At 57.3% G+C, this 20,356-nt stretch carries 14 protein-coding genes; 3 read left to right on the top strand and 11 right to left on the bottom strand.

Features of this window, described 5'->3' with window-relative positions; translation table 11 throughout:
* Window positions 1–668 precede the first annotated feature (668 nt).
* Complete coding sequence (locus tag BN874_RS22170; protein WP_051497420.1) at window positions 669–1,448, top strand: recombinase family protein; 780 nt, start codon at window positions 669–671, stop codon at window positions 1,446–1,448.
* A gap of 222 nt (window positions 1,449–1,670) precedes the next feature.
* On the opposite strand, the gene BN874_RS04765 is transcribed toward BN874_RS22170, so the two are convergent.
* The 7 genes from BN874_RS04765 to BN874_RS24220 form a co-directional block, all read right to left on the bottom strand.
* Complete coding sequence (locus BN874_RS04765) at window positions 1,671–4,178, bottom strand: sodium-translocating pyrophosphatase (RefSeq protein WP_420886105.1); 2,508 nt, start codon at window positions 4,176–4,178, stop codon at window positions 1,671–1,673.
* Between the two features lie 419 nt (window positions 4,179–4,597).
* Complete coding sequence (locus BN874_RS22175) at window positions 4,598–7,963, bottom strand: EAL domain-containing protein (RefSeq protein WP_051497421.1); 3,366 nt, start codon at window positions 7,961–7,963, stop codon at window positions 4,598–4,600.
* Entirely contained in the window at window positions 7,950–9,086 is a 1,137-nt protein-coding gene (locus BN874_RS04775; protein ID WP_051497425.1) for an ABC transporter substrate-binding protein, read from the bottom strand. The genes BN874_RS22175 and BN874_RS04775 overlap by 14 nt, the downstream gene beginning before the upstream one ends.
* A gap of 181 nt (window positions 9,087–9,267) precedes the next feature.
* Window positions 9,268–9,675, bottom strand: coding sequence for a bacteriohemerythrin (locus BN874_RS04780; RefSeq protein ID WP_034431227.1), 408 nt, complete (start codon window positions 9,673–9,675; stop codon window positions 9,268–9,270).
* A 271-nt stretch (window positions 9,676–9,946) separates the two neighbouring features.
* The gene (locus BN874_RS04785; protein ID WP_034431229.1) at window positions 9,947–11,686 is read right to left on the bottom strand and encodes an SPFH domain-containing protein; all 1,740 of its coding nucleotides are present in this window, start codon (window positions 11,684–11,686) and stop codon (window positions 9,947–9,949) included.
* Window positions 11,683–13,224 carry an SPFH domain-containing protein gene (locus BN874_RS04790; RefSeq protein ID WP_034431231.1) on the bottom strand — a complete coding sequence of 514 codons (1,542 nt, stop codon included), beginning with the start codon at window positions 13,222–13,224 and terminating at the stop codon, window positions 11,683–11,685. Before BN874_RS04790 ends, BN874_RS04785 begins: the two co-directional genes overlap by 4 nt.
* 77 nt (window positions 13,225–13,301) lie before the next feature.
* The gene (locus BN874_RS24220; RefSeq protein WP_154724745.1) at window positions 13,302–13,448 is read right to left on the bottom strand and encodes a hypothetical protein; all 147 of its coding nucleotides are present in this window, start codon (window positions 13,446–13,448) and stop codon (window positions 13,302–13,304) included.
* 164 nt (window positions 13,449–13,612) lie between these two features.
* On the opposite strand from BN874_RS24220, the gene BN874_RS04795 reads away from it, so the two are divergent.
* Window positions 13,613–14,206: a GGDEF domain-containing protein gene (locus BN874_RS04795; protein ID WP_230314331.1), complete on the top strand. Its 594-nt coding sequence runs from the start codon at window positions 13,613–13,615 to the stop codon at window positions 14,204–14,206.
* An 83-nt stretch (window positions 14,207–14,289) separates the two neighbouring features.
* Here the strand turns inward: BN874_RS04795 and BN874_RS04800 are convergent, their stop codons facing one another.
* The 3 genes from BN874_RS04800 to BN874_RS04810 are packed head-to-tail and all read right to left on the bottom strand — an operon-like array spanning window position 14,290 to window position 17,480.
* A complete protein-coding gene (locus BN874_RS04800) occupies window positions 14,290–15,480 on the bottom strand; it encodes an adenylosuccinate synthetase (protein WP_034431255.1) in 1,191 nt (396 codons plus the stop codon).
* 19 nt (window positions 15,481–15,499) lie between these two features.
* The gene (locus BN874_RS04805) at window positions 15,500–16,414 is read right to left on the bottom strand and encodes a hypothetical protein (protein ID WP_034431233.1); all 915 of its coding nucleotides are present in this window, start codon (window positions 16,412–16,414) and stop codon (window positions 15,500–15,502) included.
* A 25-nt stretch (window positions 16,415–16,439) separates the two neighbouring features.
* On the bottom strand, window positions 16,440–17,480 hold the full coding sequence (locus tag BN874_RS04810; RefSeq protein WP_034431235.1) for a hypothetical protein: 1,041 nt from the start codon (window positions 17,478–17,480) through the stop codon (window positions 16,440–16,442).
* Window positions 17,481–17,628: 148 nt separating this feature from the next.
* Between BN874_RS04810 and BN874_RS04815 the strand changes: the two genes are divergently transcribed.
* Entirely contained in the window at window positions 17,629–18,288 is a 660-nt protein-coding gene (locus tag BN874_RS04815) for an NUDIX hydrolase (protein ID WP_034431237.1), read from the top strand.
* A 98-nt stretch (window positions 18,289–18,386) separates the two neighbouring features.
* On the opposite strand, the gene BN874_RS04820 is transcribed toward BN874_RS04815, so the two are convergent.
* Window positions 18,387–19,592, bottom strand: a complete 1,206-nt coding sequence (locus BN874_RS04820; RefSeq protein WP_195912104.1) for an anion transporter — start codon at window positions 19,590–19,592, stop codon at window positions 18,387–18,389.
* Window positions 19,593–20,356 lie beyond the last annotated feature (764 nt).

Here is a 20,356-nt window from a genome sequence, read left to right on the forward strand (position 1 = left end):
TTTCCACATCCACCCCATGGGAGGAAGTTAGCCATTACAGGGAGGGGGCCTGAACGACTGCCACCCGAATTGCTATAGGCAGATTCACAGCCAGAAGTTAGAAGTGGTGAAACCGGCTCCAGTGAAAGGGGGCTTAGATGAGGCTTGAGCCGTATGAAGGGAAACTTTCAAGTACGGTTCTTAGGGGAGGGAGTGGCAGAAATGCCGCTTCCTTACCCGACATCTTCTTGCTCATCATGGCTCCATCTTCTCAGAGTAAGGAGCCTCCTTAAAACCCGGGGCGATTCAGCCCCCCCGATAGAATCAACTAATGTGAGCAGAAAACGGCCGATAATTGCGAGCGGCTACACGTAGGCTTTCAGGTCTGTCCATCAGGATTCTCCTCATCGTGTGCTTTGGCGGCTCACGGTGGAGAGTCTCCTGGCGGACTCCCGGAACCGTCAAACTGCTACTGTCACCCCGGCAGAGCCGGGGGTTTACCCAGTGTAATATATTACATTATACGTAATTTACGTGGTAAATCGGTGTTCCCTTGCATTAGATTCTTTCTCGGTGACCCGCTATAAGGGTTTCCGGTGGTAAGGGTGTTAAGGAAACGCTCCTTGCCTTAACACTGAGATATTTAATTGATAGACTGAAAACCCGATTTCAACGGAAAAAAGGTCATTATGAACGCAGTCATCTATTCCCGAGTCTCCACCGAAGAGCAGGCGGAATCCGGCGCCGGGTTGAAGGCGCAACTCGATGCGTGCGTCGCGTTCGCCGCTCAGCAGGGGTGGACCGTGACCGGGCACTACACCGAGGAAGGGATTTCGGGAACCGCCGACCTAGAGAAGCGCATCGGGTTAATGGCGGCGGTGGAAGCGCTGGCTAAAGGTGATGTGCTGGTGGTGGCGAAACGGGATCGCTTGGGCCGGGATGTGGTGCTGGTGAAAATGATTGAACGGTTGGTGTCCAAGCGCAAGGCGTCAATCCAGGCCTTGAATGGGGCGGTCGGCGAGAGTCCCGAAGCTCAGTTCATGAACGGGATTCTGGATCTGAGTGCAGCCTATGAGGTGGCGTTGATTCGGGCCCGCACCAAAGCCGCGTTAGCCGCCAAAAAGGCGCGAGGGGAACGGATGGGGAAACTGCCGTTTGGGTTCACCACCCAAGACGGGGTGCATCTGGTGCAGTGTCCGCAGGAGCAGGCGATTTTGCACCGCTTCGCTATCCTGCGCCGGGCGGGTGCATCGCTGCGCATCATCGCTCACACCCTGAACCAGGAAGGACTCTTCAACCGTCAAGGAAATCCGTGGAATCATGTCCTGTTGCATGGGATCGGTCAGACCTTGGATCAGCGGTTGGCCGATTCAGGAAACCTCGGCGCCCAACCCAACCCGGGGTCACCTCACGAACCCTCGAAGAACCAAGTTTTTGACGGCAATCATGGTCGAATTGGGGCTGAATGAACACAAATCGAGCTACTCCAAGCATCGTAAACTGCGCCGAAAAAATCTGGGGTTTGGGCTTACATCCCCTTTAACTACTCAACCAGCGGCCAGAACCAAAAATAGCAGAGTCCAGCAGATTCGTCCTGTTAGAGCAGCGCCAATGAAAAAGCCTTCACCTTAGCGAAGGCTTTTTCATTTCAATGGCCCGTGTTAATCGCGGACCATTAGAGGGAGCGACAATCAAGCCGACTGCGTGGCCGCATTACCTTCCGTAACATCATCTTCCTGAGAGGCTTCAATCTCTTCCTCAGGTACTGCAACAGTAATTCGCATTCCGTAGAAACTGCGATATACGAATACCAGATTAATCACCAGGAACAAAGCCGCCATTGTCAGAGCCATGGTTTGATGGCCTTGCGTTTTAAGGCCAACTGCCATTTCAACGGCGAGCAGACCAAACAGGGTAGTGAACTTGATGATCGGATTCATTGCCACCGAGCAGGTGTCCTTAAATGGGTCGCCGACGGTATCGCCGACCACGGCAGCAGCATGCAGGTCAGTGCCCTTGGCCCGCAGTTCGGTTTCGACAATTTTCTTGGCGTTGTCCCATGCGCCGCCGGCATTGGCCATGAATACCGCTTGATACAGCCCGATGATAGCCAGCGAGATTAGGTAGCCGATAAAGAAAAACGGCTCAATGAATGCGCAAGCCAGAGTGCCAAAAAACACGGCGAGAAAGATGTTGAATGTACCTTTCTGCGCATAAACCGTGCAGATTTCAACCACCTTTTTACTGTCACGAGCTGACGCCTTGGTTACGCCATCCAGTTTTATGTTGGCCTTGATGAATTCCACCGCCCGATAGGCGCCGGTTGACACCGCTTGGGTACTGGCGCCGGAAAACCAGAAGATAGTTGCGCCACCGGAAATAAGGCCCAGCAAGAAGGGTGGATGCAGCAAGGAAAGTTTATCCAGGTTCTCGGTCAGACCACTGGTCAACAGCATGACGATAGAAAACACCATAGTAGCGGCACCGACAACCGCCGTGCCGATCAACACCGGTTTGGCAGTGGCCTTGAAGGTGTTACCAGCTCCATCGTTCTCTTCCAGCAGATCCTTGGCGACATCGAAGTCGGGATTAAAACCGAAATCGCGCTGAATTTCAGCTTCAATTCCGGGAATCTGCTCGATAGTGGACAGTTCATACACCGACTGCGCGTTGTCGGTCACCGGGCCATAGCTATCCACAGCGATAGTCACTGGACCCATACCGAGGAAGCCGAAAGCCACCAAACCGAAGGAGAACACCGCTGCCATGATGATGGCCTTGGTCGGGTCGGGGTTGATTACGGCGGCCAGGTCGTACTGCGACACAATATAAGCGCCGGACATCAGGCTCACGATGACCACGCCCATCCAGAACGCCGAAAAGTTACCGGCGGTCAATCCGGCCAGGATATTCAGACTGGCGCCACCTTCACGGGAAGCGGTCACCACTTCACGGACATGCGCAGAACTGGTAGAGGTAAACACTTTCACCACTTCGGGAATGATCGCACCAGCCAGGGTGCCGAAGGTAATGATCAGCGACAGTTGCCACCACAGGTTGGCGTAGACTTTGCCAGCGATGGCAATGTTGCCGATCAGCAGATAAGACACGATAAAGGTCAGAAGCAGCGAAACTACCGAGGTGATCCACACCAGCGAGGTCAACGGCGCTTCAAAGTTAAAGCGGGCCTGATCGCCATACAGGCGCTGAGCCATGACTTCGTTACCGAGATAGGAGATCCCGGAGGCCACGATCATCATCACCCGCATCACGAAAATCCACACCAGTAACTGTACCTGTACGGCGGCTTCGGGCACGGCCAGCATGATGAAGCTGATCAGCGCCACGCCAGTGACTCCGTAGGTTTCAAAGCCGTCGGCAGTGGGCCCCACCGAATCGCCGGCGTTATCGCCGGTACAATCGGCAATTACGCCAGGGTTACGGGCGTCGTCTTCTTTAATCCCAAACACGATCTTCATCAGATCCGAGCCGATGTCGGCGATCTTGGTGAAAATGCCGCCGGCAATCCGCAGGGCGGCGGCGCCGAGCGATTCACCGATAGCAAAGCCAATGAAGCATTTGCCCGCCAATGCTGGCGATACGAACAGCAGAATGCTCAGCATGATCAGAAGTTCGGTCGAGATCAGCAGCATCCCGATAGAGATACCCGACTTCATCGGGATCGCATAAATCGAGAAGGCTTTGCCCTCCAGCGAGGCGAACGCGGTGCGGCTGTTGGCCAACGTATTGATGCGGATACCGAACCAGGCCACCCCAAAGGAACCAGCGATGCCAACCATCGAGAAGGCCAGGATCAATAGCACCTCAGACAGGTTCAACTGCTGAACCCCGCCAAAGTAGGCAACGATGATCATTGCGATGAAGGCTTCCAGAATCAGCAAGAATTTGCCCTGCGTGATCATGTAGGTTTTGCAGGTTTCGTAAATCAATTCGCTGACTTCAGCCATTGACCGATGCACCGGCAATCGGCGAATTTGGCCGTAGATGACTGCACCGAAGACCAGGCCACCGATACAAACAATCAGTCCGTAGGAGAGCAGAGTCGAACCCGATATGCCGCCGAGAAACTGGGCCAGCGATACATCGTTGAGATTAGGCAATACCAGATTGGCTTCGCTGACGTGGGTCGTTCCGGCGAATGCCGGCAATGCGATCAATCCGAACGCGAGGAGCAGCATCAACAGAAGTCGGTGTGCCATGTCACGCCCTATGGGTAAGATGGCAAAGTTTGCGGATGTCATAAATCTTCCTCTGAAGGCAACCTGAGCGGTAAAGTCATCATAAGGGCGGATATCGACCGCCACCGCCCAGAACAGGACGGCGTGAGGAACCTAGCAAAAAACGCGCCTAATAAGAAAAATTTATAATCTGTTGTTAATGATAGTTTTTTATCGGAAGGAGACACCGAAAGGTAGCGGATGTCACAGTATGACCGTGGCGATTGTCGCCAACGGTACAAGGCACCTCCAGGATTTTGCTTGAGTGGTGGCAACGTGGCATGGGTATAGAAGCCGATGCAAAAAGCCACTTGGAAGCGCTGCGTCATTTCCACAGGATGGTTTTTATGCCATCATTTTTGTGACAACAGGCTGGTAAACTAATCAGTTCCGAAAGTACCTTCCCGCCGCAGTCCTGCGCTGAACTCCTCAGCGGGCACGGGTCGCCCAAAGAAGTAACCCTGAGCCAAATCGCAGCCCTGATCCAGCAAGATGCGACGCTGTTCATCGGTTTCCACCCCTTCGGCGACTACTTTGAGTCCCAGGCTGTGGCCAAGAGCCACGATAGTCGCGGCTAGAATGCGGTCGTCAGAGTCGGTCACCAGGTCACGCACAAAGCTCTGGTCGATTTTCAAGGCGGTGAGCGGTAGGCGCTTGAGGTAGCTTAGGCTGGAATAGCCAGTACCAAAGTCGTCAATCGCCAGTCCCACCCCCAGCCGTTCCAGCGCCAGCAAGGTTTCGACAGTCTGGGGTCCAGCTTCGAGCAGGCTGGATTCGGTCAGTTCCAATTCCAGCGTTTGCGGTGGAAGATTATGAGCCGTCAGCAGACCTTGAATCCGCACCACCAGTCCCGCATCGCGGAAATGGCGGGCCGCCAAGTTGACCGCTATGGTCAGCGGCAGTAGTCGTACACTGCGCCAAGCGGCGAGTTGTCGACAGACTTCTTCGAGCATCCAGTCGCCCAATTCAACGATCAAATCGCTCGCTTCGGCCAGTGGAATGAAGCGCCCCGGCGGGATCAGGCCATGGTCGGGATGCAGCCAACGTACCAAGGCTTCAGCTCCGACCACCTGGCTGTCGCTCAATCGTATTTTAAGCTGGTAGTAGGCGCGTAATTGGCCGGCGGCGATGGCCTTGCGCAATTCCGATTCCAGCACCAGCCGCTCAAAAGTGGCAACGTTCATTTCACTGGCGTAGAACGACCGGGTGTTGCGCCCGTCCTGCTTGGCCTGATACAGAGCGGCGTCAGCATTTTTCAGTAGATCATTGACGTTCTGGCCGTCGTGGGGGTAGAGCGCGATACCAACGGAGACGGTTACTCGCAGGTGATGACCGGCCAGCGGGAACGGCTGACGAAATGCCATCAACACCTTATCCGCGACCTGTAATGCACCCTCCTGATTCGTGTCGGGTAGCAGCAGTACAAATTCATCGCCGCCCAACCGGCAGACGGTATCGGTCTCCCGGGTTTGCTCTTGGAGCCGCGCCGCGACCTGGATCAGCAGGGCATCGCCCTCAGCATGGCCGAGCGAGTCATTGACATCCTTGAAGCGATCGAGATCGAGGAACAGCACCGCTAGCCCGGTGCGTTGCCGGGCCGCCATAGCCAATGCCAGCTCCGCCCGCTGGGCCAGCAACATCCGGTTCGGCAGATTGGTGAGAGCATCGTAGTAGGCCAAATGCTCGATGCGCTGTTCAGTACGCTGGCGCTCGGTGATAAATCGTGCCTGCTGGACATTTTGGTACGCCAAGGTAGACAACTGTTTAGCCAAGGCAAACAGCGCTTGAGCCACCCGCTCGAATTGTTCCCTGGGCATGGTCGGCACCTCATTAAATGCCGCCAGGAAATCTTTTTCATCTATGCCGATCTCGCGGGCGTATTCCAGCATCTTTTTGTCGTCTTGCGTTTGATCGCGCACTTGCCCGATCAACCAGTTAGCGATGTGTCGGCCACCTACGGTGATACTGGCACCCGCATCCCACAGACCACCGCTGAGGCAAGGCTGGACGGTGGGGCCTGCCGGGTTATTGCGTCCGATGATGGCATCAGACTGGTAGCAATTCTTGAGACCTTTGGCCGTACAGCGAATCAAGCTGTCGCAGAGCCGGCGAAAGTTACTGGGGCGGGTGATAGGAACGCCATCAGTATGAGTGATGATGGAAGCCACGCCGGTGGCTTGGGCAAACAGGTCTTGGAGGGTCTGGATGTCTTCAAGGTTAAATAACTCCGCAAACTCGATACCGTCCCCTTCATCCAGAGGGCGAGTCAACGCAATAATCCGGCTGGCGAGTTCCTCTTCCATCCGCTTACGTTCGGTAATATCGCGGCCGGTGCCGCGATAGCCGACAAAATGCCCAGTTTCATTGAACAGTGGCTGTCCGTTGACATTAATCCAGTGTTCCCCACTGGGGTCGGTGTAGCAGTATTCAAAATCCCGAAACGGCTGGTGAGCCTCCAGCACCGCACGATGCACCGCCCATTGTTCAGATCTCAGGCTGGTGGACAGTTCCCAGCGAGTTTTACCCAACATCTCAGCGAAAATGAGATGGGCCTGCGCCAGCCCACTGGAAAAGGAAGTAAATCGAAACTGCTCGTCCTGCTCCCAGAACCAGTCCGAGGCCATGGTTGAGAGATCGCGGAAGCGCGTTTCGCTGGTGACCAATGCCTGTTCGCGTTCGCGGATGGCGAGCGACATGCGCTGAAGATCATTCGCCAGATCAGTGAATTCGGCAATGTGGGATGGCGGACATGACCGGTCATAGTCACCGTGGGCAACGGCGTGAGCCAGATCGGTATAGCGGTCGAAGCGCCGCGAGAAATCGCGGGCCAGTGTCCATCCCGCAGCTATTGCCAGCAGCAGCGCGATCCCGGCGCCGACAGCCATAACCCACAGGGTGATGACAATTTGCTGTAAGGCTTGGCGACGCGGTTGGGTAACCAGCACGATCCATCCGGTCTGCGGAACCTCAACGGTGGTTCCAATGACCGCCTCATTGCCAAATTCGAAGTTGTGGATCGCAAAGTGTCCGCGCAGGGCATCGCTGACAATAGGCAAATAGCTCAGGTTGAGTTGCTGACCACTCAGGGCTTGTCGCGAGTCGGCAACAATTTGTCCGTGGTGGTCGAGGAGGGTGAGTCGCCCTGACTCACCGGGCAAGCGGTCGATGAAGGCCGATAACGGCTCGATGGCGATCTCGCCGATGATCACTTGTTCCATCACCGGAACCGCCAATGCCACCGCCAGTCGTCCGGTTACCGCCGACAGAAAGGTTTCCGACCAGATTGCGGTGTGGTGCGCCCGCGCCTGGCGCAGAAAATCGCGTTGGGACAAATCCAGTCCGATCAAATCCTCGCGCCGACCCCGCTGGGATTCGGGCAGGCCGACCGAATGCACCGAATCGGCGGCATCCACCAGGTAGATCGCCTCGAACGAGGCCCCAGTACTGACGTGCGCATCCAGCAGTCCGAACCAGTAGGGCGTGGGTCGGTAGCCCAGGCCACGCACTAGGTCCGCAACCGCACCCAGTTGACGCTGAGCGCCGGTCAGGTAGGTTTCTACCTGACCGGCTACGGCGCGGGCTAATACCTGGTGGCGGTGTTCGATATCGGTGCGAAGCTGCGGCGCCAGCACCAGCCACACCAGCCCGGCGACGGCAATCAGCGGTAGCGCCGCCACCAGCACAAACCGCAGTGCCAGCCAGCGTCGCAGAGGCCAGGTTCGCGCTACTACCTTACTCAACCACAATGAACTGCCCTCCCCGTACCGTGGTGATCAAGGTCTCACGCTTGGCATCGCCGAACTCATTGAAGATCACCGGATTCTGGACCCCCGCAAAGCGGCGCATGGCTAACACTGTTTGCTTGAGATCCTGTCCAGGGGATTGCTTGGCGAGAGCGTCCAGCACCACATTGGCGGCGTCGAACGCGGCAGTGCCGCCAAAGCCCGGTATCTGCCCGAAGCGATCCCGATAGGACTGATGAAACGCCTGATAGCTCGGCGCAGTGTTGTTGCGGTCGAACAGTTGCGCTGCGGTGACTCCTTCCACCGCCTGACCACCCAGCTCTACCAAGCGCTCGGTTGCACCCCATTCGGACACTGCAATAGGTAACCGGCTGTCGAGCTTGCGGATTTGTTGGCACAACAGCGCTGCATCCACCGAGTTAGCGATTATCACCACGCCGTCTATCGGATCGGCTAGCAGATCGCGGGCTATCGGCAAAAACAGAGTGTCGCTACCCGATTCAAAGCTCAGGACTTTAACCATCTCGCCGCTGTTTTGGGTAAAAGCAGTGCGGAAATCGCCGAGCCAACTTTCAGTGTAAGCCTTATTGCCCAAATCGTAGACCACTGCCACTCGTTGCAAATGTTGCACGTTCCGCTGATAAAGCGCGCTTTTAGCGGCGATGGCCCGGGTTGCCGAGGTCAAGCGGAAGAAGTAGTCATCCTGGTCGGTCAAATCATTGGTGGTGACGGTGGGACTCATGATGATGATTTTGGCGTCGTTAGCGACCGGAGCCATACGGAGGGCCATAGCGCTGGTCATCGGCCCGACGATGGCAACGACTCCCTGAGCGATGAGTTCGCGGGTCATCCGTTCAGCAACCTCTGGTTTCTGCTCGTCATCTCGGATGATCAGTTCCACCGGGCGCCCGGCTACGCCACCGGCCTGATTGCGCAACTCGATAGCGAGTTGCGCGCCATTGCGTCCGGCAATGCCGAGATCGGCCACCCGCCCCGATAGGCCACCCACGAAGCCGATTCGGATAGGTTTTGGCGGCGCACAACTGATGCTCAGTGTACTGAGAACCACGCCCAGCCCTGCGGCGATGATCAGATTCCAGCGATTGAAAAAAGGGGTACCCCTCATGGTCTCAACTCCTGAGTTGGGAATATCCATTCGGAACTCACTCAACGGATCATATCCAGGCAATAGCGCAAACTGAGTTGCGCCGCCCAGGTAGAGGACGGAGGCAAACGCAATGTGGGTGCCGAAAGTTACGGAGCGGTCGCGCCAAGCCCCTGCATCGGGGCCGATCATCGGAATGCCGCTATGCAACACCTTTTTGCTTCAAAAAAGGCGCGTATTGTCGGTCGACTTGTTGGATGTGCTGCGTCAGCCAAGCTCTCATTTCAGTGATCAGCTCCATGGCCAGAACCGTGTGACCCTCATTCAAGCGATTCTTCAAGCGCAAGATTTTGTCCACGAAATGGCCGTGCAGTTTCTTGTGTTGTTCATACGTCGGATAACCGCTTTCGGATAGGAGGCGCTCTTCGGCGGCAAAATGCAGTCGCGCGTAGCCCAGCGCGTTATCCAATGTTTGATCGATGACCTGGCTGCCTTTTCCTTGCAGCATGGCCTCGTGCAATTCGTTGATGAGCCGGATCCAGTGTTTATGCTGAAAATCCATGCTCTGGATGTCAATGGTTAGTGATTCGTTCCAGACCAACAAAGCCATGGTTTTTTGCTCCTCTTTGGTCGCAGGCCGCGAAATGTGGGTAGGTGTCCGGTTTCGGACGATCAGCGGGTCTTCAATTGGCCTTGCCCGCGCCCTTGAACAGAAACACCCGCAGCGATCTCACTATTACTGCTACTGCGATCATCCCGGTGAAAATGTACAGCTCGGTGCGCGGTGTGTTGCCGCTGGGTCTCGATTAGCCGATCCAGGCGGTCTCGGCGTTCGGGTGGCCTTGGGCGACCGAGGGCGGTTTTTCCGACTTTATCAGGCTCTAACGTGGCTTGTTCAACAACGCCGCTCCACCCAAATCGCCTAATCTTGCTTGGGCCACATCGGTCCACAAGGTACCCGGTCCAGCATGCAGGATCGTGACCCGCAACTCCGGGTTCAAATTGTGGGCGAACTCCCACAGGGTAAACGCTACCGAATCACCAAATGCCGCTGCCTTGAGTTCAAATCCTTTAGCTTTTTCACCTTCCACCCAGGTTATGGTGGTGGCTTGCGCTTGGCCGAGGGTACGAGTCTTGTCGGCGCGAACCCGAGCGGTCTGTTTCTCAATATCCGCCGCTTGCCGTAACGCCTCCGCTTGGAGCTGAGCCACCTGTTTGTCCTGATCCGCCAGAATTTCCGCTTTAAGCTTCTCGGTTTCCTGGGCCACCTGCCGCTGCCGTTGCTCCACCAATCCCAGTTCGGTATTAAGCTCTGCCTGCTTGCGGGCGGTGTTCTGCTTTTCCTTGTTGGTCAAATCCTGCTCGACGGCAATGCTGGACTGTTGAATCGGGTCGAGAATCTGCATCGGTACATTGACATGACGAATCAGGGCGTCGTGGACAATGATGCGTTTTTCCTGAATGGTCTTGGCCAGGGTCTCGGTTAAATCAGTCTGAAACTTCTCGCGGCCTTCGCCGACAATAAAGTCCTTGGCGCGATACGCTGATCCTTTCAGCCGCGATACCGACAGGATTTGCGGCATGATGATCTTGTCCACCACCGCCGGCAGATCGCCGTAACTTTGATAAATCCAGGCGATGTGTTCCGGCAGGAATTCAAACTCCACCGTCATGTCGAGACTGATCTCAAAACCATCGCGGGACGGAAATTCAACAAACTGATTCAAACTCAGCACGTTACTGAAATCCGCCGGTGGCACCGGCTTCGGCAACGCAACCGGTGCCACCGGCGTAACCGATTTGCCAGGAGCTGCTTTGCGCAGACTATTCAAACTGCTGCTTGCTGGACTGGAAGAATCGGGCGTTGGCTCTTGTACCCGTTGTTGCGCCAGATAATCCAGCCGTTTTTCCTTCTGATCGGCCAGCGCTCGCTTCTGCAAACCTTCCATCGCCACATTCTGTGACGCCATTTGCGCCTTGGTAATCACTTCACCGCCGGTTTTGCCCAGCAGCGACACTTGATTGACCCCGATTTCCAGCAGGTCCACTTGCAGTTCCTTGGGATTCACGTAATACAGACCCGGTTGCAGAATGTCCTGCCGCACTCCTTTTTCACCGCGACCGGCGAAGGCATCGGCGGTGGTCTGCCGACCGGACAAGCTGGTCACGACGCCGACGTATCCCACTGGAATGCTGACTGCATCCACAATATCAATTTGATAACCATAGGGATTCATCCGATGTTTGCCGGGCCCCAACACCTGCCGCCAGATCCCTTTCTGACCGGGTTCGGCTAAAAACTCGCTGGGTGGCAATTCCGCGCCGACCTTGGAAGTGACCACCCCCACTTGGCCGGGAGGAATCACCATCAGCGGCATGATTTTGTATTCATACAGCCAGGGATTGCGAAAATGCCGACCTTCGCCGAGCGGTTGTTCCTGAATTCCCTTCTGGCCCGGCTGGGCAAGAATCTGGCCGGGCGGCAGTGCATCGCCGCTCTTGGCGGTGATCATCGCCATGTAACCCGGCTCCACATAAAACCGGCAGAATCCCCACTGCCAGATGACCCAGCCCACCGCCAGCGCCGCGAGCGCACCTGCTGCAAACCTCAGTTTGCTCATGGCTTGGCCTCTTTTGACCAATAGGGTTGAAACAAGCCGCCGAAACTGTCCGGGGTATCGCTACCGAGCAGCGAGACGATGCGCGGCCCCATCTTCTGATAGAAGGCGTACCGCGCCAGATTCATCCCGGTTTTGAAAGCGCGCACCTGGGAGGCGATCACCTCGGCCTGCGCCTGATTGTTCAGCGCAATCACATCCCGATCCGCTTGCGCTTTAGCCAGGATCGCCTCGGCCTGAGCGGCAGCGGCCTGATTTTCCAATTTGGCGACCTCCAGTTCGCGGTTAGCGGCGGTGATCTGCACCGCCAATTCCTGTTCCGCCCGGATCACCGCCTGGATACGACGGGTTTCCGCCGCTACCTTTTCCTGATTCTGTTGCGCCAGCATCTCCTGCCGGGTCAATTCCGCCAATGATCGGGCCTGTTCGATCTGCTGTTCGTATTTGCGGGCGTTCTGCACGCTCACCTCGCGGTCGCGGACAACGCTGGAAATAGCGTCTGGGGTGGCGATATTACGGATTAACACCGATTTAATCGCTATCCCCCAAGGGCGCGCCTTGCCGCGCAGATGCTGTTCCAGGTTGTCCTGAAATTTTTGCCGGGTTTCGCCGACGATGAAGTTGATCGCCGGATGTTTGCTGCCTTCGATCCGGCTGAATCCCCGCGCCCGGGGCAAAATCAGCTTCTTTAGTACATCCTCCATGTCGCCGACCTGATGCGTCATCAGCGCCGCCTGATCACGTTCGATGCTGAATTCAATCGTACCCTCAATGCTGACGTTAAAGCCGTCCAAGGTCAGAAAACTGATGGCGTCCTCGCCACCCAGCACAAAGCGCTGACTTTGCAGCGTGACCTCGATCACGTTATAGACATAGGGATTCAGGTAGTAGACGCCGGGATCGAGCGTCTGAGGAACCACGCCCTTCATCCCCTCGCCCACCAGATAAGTGTTGCGGGCCTGCGGCGGCAGATCGCTGTTCAGCACGTCTTGACCGACCAGTGAGGTAACAACGCCCACTGCACCGGGACGAATAGCAAGCGCGTTGAACAGTTCAACCCGGCAGGCGTAAGGATTGATGCGATATTTACCGGGGCGCAGTACGGCGGAAAGAATACCTTTCGCGTGGTTCGGACCGGCCTGGTTGCAATCGCCCTCCGCGATAATCTGGCCCGGCGGCGGTTCCTTACCGTAGAGCCGGGTCAGCACCCCCAGCTTGCCGGCGGGAATATCAGTGATCTTTGCGATCTTCCAGCCCCAGGCGTAGGGATTGCGGAAATGGCGTCCCTCCGCCAGCACCTCGAACTGAATGCCTTTTTGTTCCGGTTCTATGGCAATAATCGCGCCTGCGGGCAGGTCGTCACCGGTCTTGTGAATCAGCACTGCAATTTCACCGGATTCCGGTTCAATCCGGCAAAACCACCACACGAACAGCATCACGCTTAGCAACAGGCCAAGACCAAGACCAAAACCGGCCAGTCGTGCCAGGCGACTGAACCCCGACCGCAGAATCGAAATCGGGTTTGTGCGTCGGGTTTCCATGGTTCACTCTGGGTTTCATTGGGTGTGTGGCAGGGTTTATGAAATTTCTCAAGTTCCTGACCATAATCTCTATGAAACTATAGCACCGTCATTGCTATTGCTGATCCCAGCGCGAAGCTGCCGTCTGCTGAAACCATGGTGCCCAGGAACAGATCGAGCTTTTGGCACGACTGCATGAGCCGCCCAGCGAAACTCCCGATCAGAACCACGGGTTGGAACCTCATCTATCACTCAAAAACCACTGCTCTAAACTTTCTCTTCAAGGAAACCACCGGGGGGCCGATAACCTAATCAAGGCCACCCGGCCACCACTCTCGATCCGACTTCCTCAGGTCGGCCTCGCCCACGGATTCCTGGAAAGGAGCGTGTGATGTACTTGGAAGCCCTGATGCTGATACTGAATACGATCCTGTTGGCGGGGTTGTTGTGGCGGGTGCAGTACTTTAAGACCCTGGCACTCTACGATCCTCTGACGGGATTACCCAATCGCCGCTTGTTCGAGGATCGACTGGAGCAGGCGATCAAGCAGGCGCGCCGTCACCACAATCTGGCAGCGGTACTGTTTCTGGATTTGGATCACTTCAAGCAGATTAATGACACCCAAGGGCACCCGGTAGGCGATCAACTGCTGTGCGCCGTCGCCCAGCGGCTGCGCGGATGTGTCCGCGAAGTAGATACGGTCGCACGGCGGGGAGGCGATGAGTTTATCGTGCTATTGACCGATCTGGCCGATCCCCAAGCGGCGGCACGGGTAGCCCAGAAAATTATCACGGCGCTCCACGAGCCTTTTCTGATCGCAGCGTGTCCGTTGCAGATCAGCGCCAGCTTGGGCATCAGCCTCTGCACTCAGGAAAAAGTGCCCAGTCAACAATCCATCGCCAACGCCGATCACGCCCTGTATGAAGCGAAGCAACAGGGCCGAGGGCACTACCGATTCTTCGCGCCAGCGGGAATCCCCAAGATGGCAGCGGCAGGGGCGTAACCTGCACCCTCTCACGCAACCTCCGTTCGATAACCGCTGTGAGAGGCTCAGTGGTCCCTATCGCGATACCCGATGGCTATTGATCAGGCACCGAAGCCGAGCTGAACCTCGTGGAGACCGACCGCCGTTGCCACTGCTGCCACCCCTGAAGCAATCGTTGTCTGGTGGTAGCGCCCACTCCGGTAATACCGCATTTTTTCATCACCGATTTGATCCAGACAGGTAATCGCCAGCCGAGGATGAACCGTCAGCGCTGGCGACAGGGCGGCGTCGGCTAGATCGGCAGCGATGGCCCGCTGTAGCAAATCCAAATCCAGCCAGGCGAAGCGCAACGATCCCTGGTAGGCGTTGGGGAGATTGGTGGGATCACTGACGCCGGGATAGGGTTTATCCGGCAGTTCGTGCAGCAGCGGCCCCGCACCGTGGCGGGTGAGATAGGCCCGCGTCACATAGGTGACCTCGATCCATTCCAGACCCCACTCACCGGCCAAGGTGAGAACATTACGGAGGCCGGTATGGGAGCGAGTGACATACGGGAAGCACCCGCGTTCCTGGTCCAGCAGTAATCCCTGAGCGCCCTCGAACAGGAGGCTCCGGCCCGATATCGCCGCCTTTGCGTCCATCACGGTCACGCTGTCCAGAAAGCGGCGCCCATCGGCGACGAAATGCTTCAGGATGGCGTCTGACTGCAACAGCGTCCTGTTTTGGGCAGCAGCGGCCTCGAACCCCAGCCGCGCCAGTCGGGCCGGCGCGTAGCAGCGGCGAATCGCCTCCAGCCGCAGGGTCAGCGCCGCCGCATCGGCCAAATCCCCGACGGTCAGGGCGTAATCGGATATCAGGTTACGTTCGAGGGTCTCTCCGAAGCCAAGGCCGCAACTGCCATGCCGGGCAGCACCCCGTTCCTGTTCGATGATCTGATTGATCATCATGTCGTAAGGGGTCGTCACCGGGCTGTCCGGATCGACGTAGACCACCGGCCGGACGCCCTGAGCTGCCAGCACTTCCCACTCCTTCAGGAACAGCAACGGGTGGGACACGAAAAACCGCGACAGGAAGGTTGCAGCGCCGGCGAACGTCCCACTACCGATATGGCTAAAGACGTGACGCCGACCCTCTGGGGTCACCACGGTGTGACCGGCCTGCGCCCCGCCATTGAATCGCACCACTATCCCGTCGCAACCCACCGCAGCGGCATAGGCGGCGGTCATCCGGCCCTTGCCCTCATCGCCGAACTGAGCGCCGATCACGACTTGGGCGCTCGAGTTCTGAGGCATGATCAAGCTCCTCACAGCCTTAGAACCGCACCACGCCGACATTTCGGGTAGGAGCAGGTTGCAATGCCCCCACCGCCCGGCGCACCACTACGGCAGTTTTCCCCGACCAACTTTTGATCACCCGATCCCGGTCGCGGCCCTCGTTCACTTCAATAGTGGATACGATTACTTCAGCCAGTTTGCGGTGATCGGACAGGCTGATCACCCGTTGTCCCAGCAGATCGGTCCAGCGGTTCCGCACCCCATGCGGGTCATGGCGGGCGTGTGAGCCTTCCTCGACGATGACGTGAAAGATATGGTATTGGCGACTGACCAGGGTCAGCAATTCGCGGGAATCGAAATCCCGTGCCACCCGGTCGCCGAGAAAGCGGGCGATGGCCGCTGCTGGCAAATCGGCGGGCGGCTCCTCGTCGCCCACCGTGAACAGGTAACCCTTCTGGCCGCGTTTTTCAAAGCAATCAATCGAGGTGTGCAGCGCCGCGAAGTACCACGGCAGGGTGTAGGACTCACAGGCGTTGCCACCGCCGCCCTTTTCCAGCCACAGTTTTTCGAGCTGGCGGGCGATGCGAATATCGGCTTCAAACTGGGTCACCTGGAGCGGCGCCCGGTCGTACAACACGTCACCGATGCCTGCGATCAGAATATGCGGGTCAGACACCGGCTGGCGAGCCAGAATCTCCTCCACCATCGTGCCGAGACCCTGCCGGGCCAGGGTATCGGCGATCATCCCCATCGATCCAGTCACATCCAACCCGACGATGATCGCAGTCGATGCCGGATTCAGTGCCGAATCGCGGGATTCCCGCAGGGCGACCCCTAGCGGATTCAGTTCTGGATCGATGGCGCGGGCGGCAAACACTGCGTCAGTGGTTTTGTGCGTAGTTGAAGCGGCGTAAGCGCTCCAGTCAGTGGCGTCCCAACGGGCCGTACCCATGGCGTTCTCCTTCTTGCTTGCTTGGTTAGTAGAGGTCGTCTGCGGAGAGATCCAGCTTCACGAATCGGCGTTCGCCGAAGCTGGCGGTTAACACCCGGCGCTGCCAGGTGTGGTAATCATCGAGAGCGGAGCGCGGAGCTGGAAACCGCAACCAATCCAGCATCGGCGGTGGTGCGGCTTTTTCCCGCGCCAGCCGCGCCCCGGTCACATCGCCCAGCAATTCCCGACCCAGCGCCCGGATCAATTCCAGGTCGGTGCGGATATCGCCGCAGCGGCGGGCGATCACTTCGCAAGGTGTGTATTGGAGCGTGGCCGCCGGCGCAGCGCGCATCGGCTGGCCTTGCCGAACCGCGTACCACCAGCCGCCGAGCAGCGCGCTGCGGTGCTGGGGTGGCGAAATCAACGCGGCATCGGCTCCGAGGGCGTTATGCGCCAGCCGGGCGTAATCGAGGTAACACGCCAGATGGAGCAGCGAACTGATCATCCAGGCGACATGGCGGGCGTCCAGTCGACCGCTGAAATGGTCGAGAACATCGCGTAGCAACAGCAAATCCGGGGTCTTCCGCACCACCAGCACCCGGCTGTCTTCAGTCTCGATCTGACGAACGATGTCCGGCAGCGCGGGCTGGATTTCCGCCGCCATCTGCGGATTCGCGCAGGGAAGATGGTTGATAACCTCAAGCGCGTTCTGGAACAGGTCGGAATAAGCCTTATCAACTACATAGGCGACGATTCGATCCCCCAGAAACATTTGCCCCAGCTCGAATTCCCGCGCCTTGCGGTAGTGAATGTGATAGGTAGCGCCATCGGTGGCGCGCACCATCAACCGGCCGGGAAGGTTCCAGAGACCGCCGCGCAGTTTCCGCACCGCCGTGTCATAAAGCCGGCTGAGGTGCTGAAATACTTGAGGGGTTCCGGCAGCGGGGCGACGATCCGGATGCCAGATCGCCGCCAGCGCGCGAAATTCCTGTTTTGCCTGCTGCGCGTCACCGCTGAACAGCCGTTCTGGTTCAGCCAACGGAATCCCGAGCAGTGCTTCGGCAGATAACACAGTGACAGGGTTCATAGCCACCTCCATGGGCTAAGAGAATATCCTAGTTAAATGTATTTTGCAAATAACATATAAAATATTTCTCATGGACATTGCCTTAATTTTCAGCAACAATAATTATTGTTATTTTTTAATAACATTAAACTCTCTTGGAGTACTTGGTGTGGAACGGACTTTTCGGCAACCCCTGGTGATGGTGGATACGGCGCTGTTCACCATCCGTGATGAACACCTCTGCCTGATTCTGGCGCGGCGTCAGGAACCCCCGTTTGAAGGGGTTCTCGCTCTACCGGGTGGATTTGTGCATATCGAAGAAGATGCGGATACCGCGATGGCGGCCCGGCGGGTGATCCGCCATAAGATCGGGTTTGACGCCCCCTACCTGGAGCAGCTATTCACCTTTTCCGGCGCTGCTCGCGACCCACGCGGCTGGTCGGTAAGCATTGCCTACTACGCGCTGATTCCCTCATCGCTGCTGGATCAGAGTCAGGTCGCGGAAGCGTTACCGGCGGCGGCATTGCCGCCGCTCCCGTTTGATCATCCACAGATTGTCGCCCACGCGGTCGAGCGGCTGCGCAGTAAGGCGACTTATTCGTCGCTGCCGGCCTTCCTGTTACCGGGAACGTTCACGATGAATGAACTCCATCGCATCTATGAGCAAACCATCGGCACCCGCCTGGACAAGGCATCGTTCCGGCACAAAATCCTGGAACAGGGCATCATTGAACCGCTTTCGGATCAGTTCCGGGTCGGGGCGCACCGACCGGCTCAGCTTTATCGCTTGGCGAGCAAAGCGCTCACCCCGTTCGAGCGGAAAATATAGCCGGACGCTTTGGAAGGGAAAACTCTCCGCCAAGTCGCCATGCCTCTACGCCTGATGGAGCCTCGTCGCTTTATCCGCTGATCCGGGTTAGCCCGGAGCTATAGAGTACCCAAGGCCAGCCACCCCCCGATCCACCCGGCGCCAATAGTCAGGGTCGCCAGCGTCACCGGAATCCCCACGCGAGCGTGGGTGCGCCCGTCGATGCGGAGACCGTGCCGAGCCGCTGCATCGGCCACGATCAGGTTGGCGATGCTGCCCACCAGCAGCAGATTACCGGCCAGGGTACTGGCCAGCGCCAGAATCGCACCGGCTTGGGGGTGGGTGGCGGTGTGCAACAGCAGCATCACCGCCGGCATGTTGGAGACCAAATTGCTGAGCAGTACCGTGGCCGCGAACAGCGGTACGGGCTGGTCAAGCGGCACACCCGCCGCCGCCAGGCCAGAAATTGCATCGGTCGCCAGCCCGGTATGCTGGAAAGCGTGATTGACCACAAACAGGCCGATGAACAGCACCAGTAACTCCCAGTCCACCAGCCCGAGCATGTGACGCGAGTGCAGCCTGCGGCAGGTCAGCAGCACCCCCGCGCCAACCAGCGCCGCCACTTCACGCGGCCACGGGGTGAACAGGAACACCCCCAGCAGCGCCACAGCTACCGCCAGCCCCTTGGCGCTCTGCCAAGGATTGAACGCGGGTAACTCCTCCTCGGCCCGCCGTATCGGGATAGCCTCACCCGCTGCCTGTGGCACGATCCAGCGCCCGCGCACCTGCCCCACGATGATCCCCCAGGTCGCCAGCAAACCCAGCAGCACCGGCACGATGGCCTCCCTCGCATAGCTGCCGAAGGATAGCCGCAGCGTAGCGCTGATCAACATGTTTTGCGGATTGCCGATCAGGGTCACGGCGGATCCGATATTGGCCGCGCAGGCCAGCGCCAACAAGTAAGGCATCGGATCGAGGTCACGCCGTCGGCAGGCGTCAATGAGTACCGGCGCCACCGCCAGACAAACAATATCGTTGCTGAATACCGCCGACAGCGCCGCCACCCCCAGAATCAGTGCCCCCAGCAACAGCGGCGGCTTGAGCGGCAAAGTCGCCAAGCGGCGGGTGACCACCGCGTAAAAGCCCCCCAGCCGCAATTGAGCCGAAAGCACCATGAACGCGAACAACAGGATCAGTGTGGGCAGGTGGAGTGCTTGCACCGCCGCTTCGGGACTCACCGCCCCTATCCCCACCAGTGCAATGGCTCCTAACAGCGCCACCCCGGTGCGGTCGAGTTGCAGGAACGGTAACCCACCAAGGATCATACCCAGATAGACTATAGGCCGAAGATAAGAACAATCGCAGGGGTCATGGCGGTTACGCAGCGTGAAGGGCGGCAGGAATCATCGGCCAAGAGAAAAGACAGTGGGCTACAGTGTACCCCTTCACTCTGACAGGACTGCACCCATGCCCCACGCCCCCGCTCTCGCCTTCGCCCTTCTCGCGCCTTCCCGAAAACGCTAACAACTGTGGCAAAGTAATAGCTCCGTCTATGCTCGCAAACCGAACTACCGCACCTAGCAAGCCAATATCCGGATCTTCAGGAAGACGGAGCGATACTCAGCATTTCTCCTCCTGTAAATTTTTCTGTGATTCTTTAAGGTTCTTCGAGTGTTCTTGTGGAGAAGGTCTCTCAAGACGGATGGTGACCCGCTGCGCCAGCCTCGTGGTGGGATTAATACCGATGAAAATCAATTTATTATTGATGAGCAATCCGCCGAAAGTCTTATTGATGAGACACGAAGACCCGGTTTTCACAACAGCCCGCGAAGAACCCCATAATTTTTACCCTTCAAGCTAATTTTTGTCATGTACAGAGTAAGATGACAAAAGCCAACTATTTGTCGTAGTGATTACCACACTTGAAAAATACGAAAACCATGCTAAACAAAAAATTAATCACTATAGCCTTGACAGTAGATAAAGAATCTCTTTAATCGCTATATTGATTACGATACACAAGGTAGATATTTTTTATCAGTTATTTGGATAAATTATAGTCTACTATCTAATATTTTTTGAAAACTCG

Origin of the sequence: Candidatus Contendobacter odensis Run_B_J11 (assembly GCF_000531125.1) — a bacterium.
Taxonomy (GTDB): domain Bacteria; phylum Pseudomonadota; class Gammaproteobacteria; order Competibacterales; family Competibacteraceae; genus Contendibacter; species Contendibacter odensensis.

Bases quoted from the DNA above. Each gene is read 5' to 3' on its own strand.
- BN874_RS22170 (WP_051497420.1), top strand. From the start codon at position 669: ATGAACGCAGTCATCTATTCCCGAGTCTCCACCGAAGAGCAGGCGGAA.
- BN874_RS04765 (WP_420886105.1), bottom strand. From the start codon at position 4,178: ATGCTGCTCCTCGCGTTCGGATTGATCGCATTGCCGGCATTCGCCGGA.
- BN874_RS04775 (WP_051497425.1), bottom strand. From the start codon at position 9,086: ATGAGGGGTACCCCTTTTTTCAATCGCTGGAATCTGATCATCGCCGCA.
- BN874_RS04780 (WP_034431227.1), bottom strand. From the start codon at position 9,675: ATGGCTTTGTTGGTCTGGAACGAATCACTAACCATTGACATCCAGAGC.
- BN874_RS04785 (WP_034431229.1), bottom strand. From the start codon at position 11,686: ATGAGCAAACTGAGGTTTGCAGCAGGTGCGCTCGCGGCGCTGGCGGTG.
- BN874_RS04790 (WP_034431231.1), bottom strand. From the start codon at position 13,224: ATGGAAACCCGACGCACAAACCCGATTTCGATTCTGCGGTCGGGGTTC.
- BN874_RS24220 (WP_154724745.1), bottom strand. From the start codon at position 13,448: ATGAGGTTCCAACCCGTGGTTCTGATCGGGAGTTTCGCTGGGCGGCTC.
- BN874_RS04795 (WP_230314331.1), top strand. From the start codon at position 13,613: ATGCTGATACTGAATACGATCCTGTTGGCGGGGTTGTTGTGGCGGGTG.
- BN874_RS04800 (WP_034431255.1), bottom strand. From the start codon at position 15,480: ATGCCTCAGAACTCGAGCGCCCAAGTCGTGATCGGCGCTCAGTTCGGC.
- BN874_RS04805 (WP_034431233.1), bottom strand. From the start codon at position 16,414: ATGGGTACGGCCCGTTGGGACGCCACTGACTGGAGCGCTTACGCCGCT.
- BN874_RS04810 (WP_034431235.1), bottom strand. From the start codon at position 17,480: ATGAACCCTGTCACTGTGTTATCTGCCGAAGCACTGCTCGGGATTCCG.
- BN874_RS04820 (WP_195912104.1), bottom strand. From the start codon at position 19,592: ATGATCCTTGGTGGGTTACCGTTCCTGCAACTCGACCGCACCGGGGTG.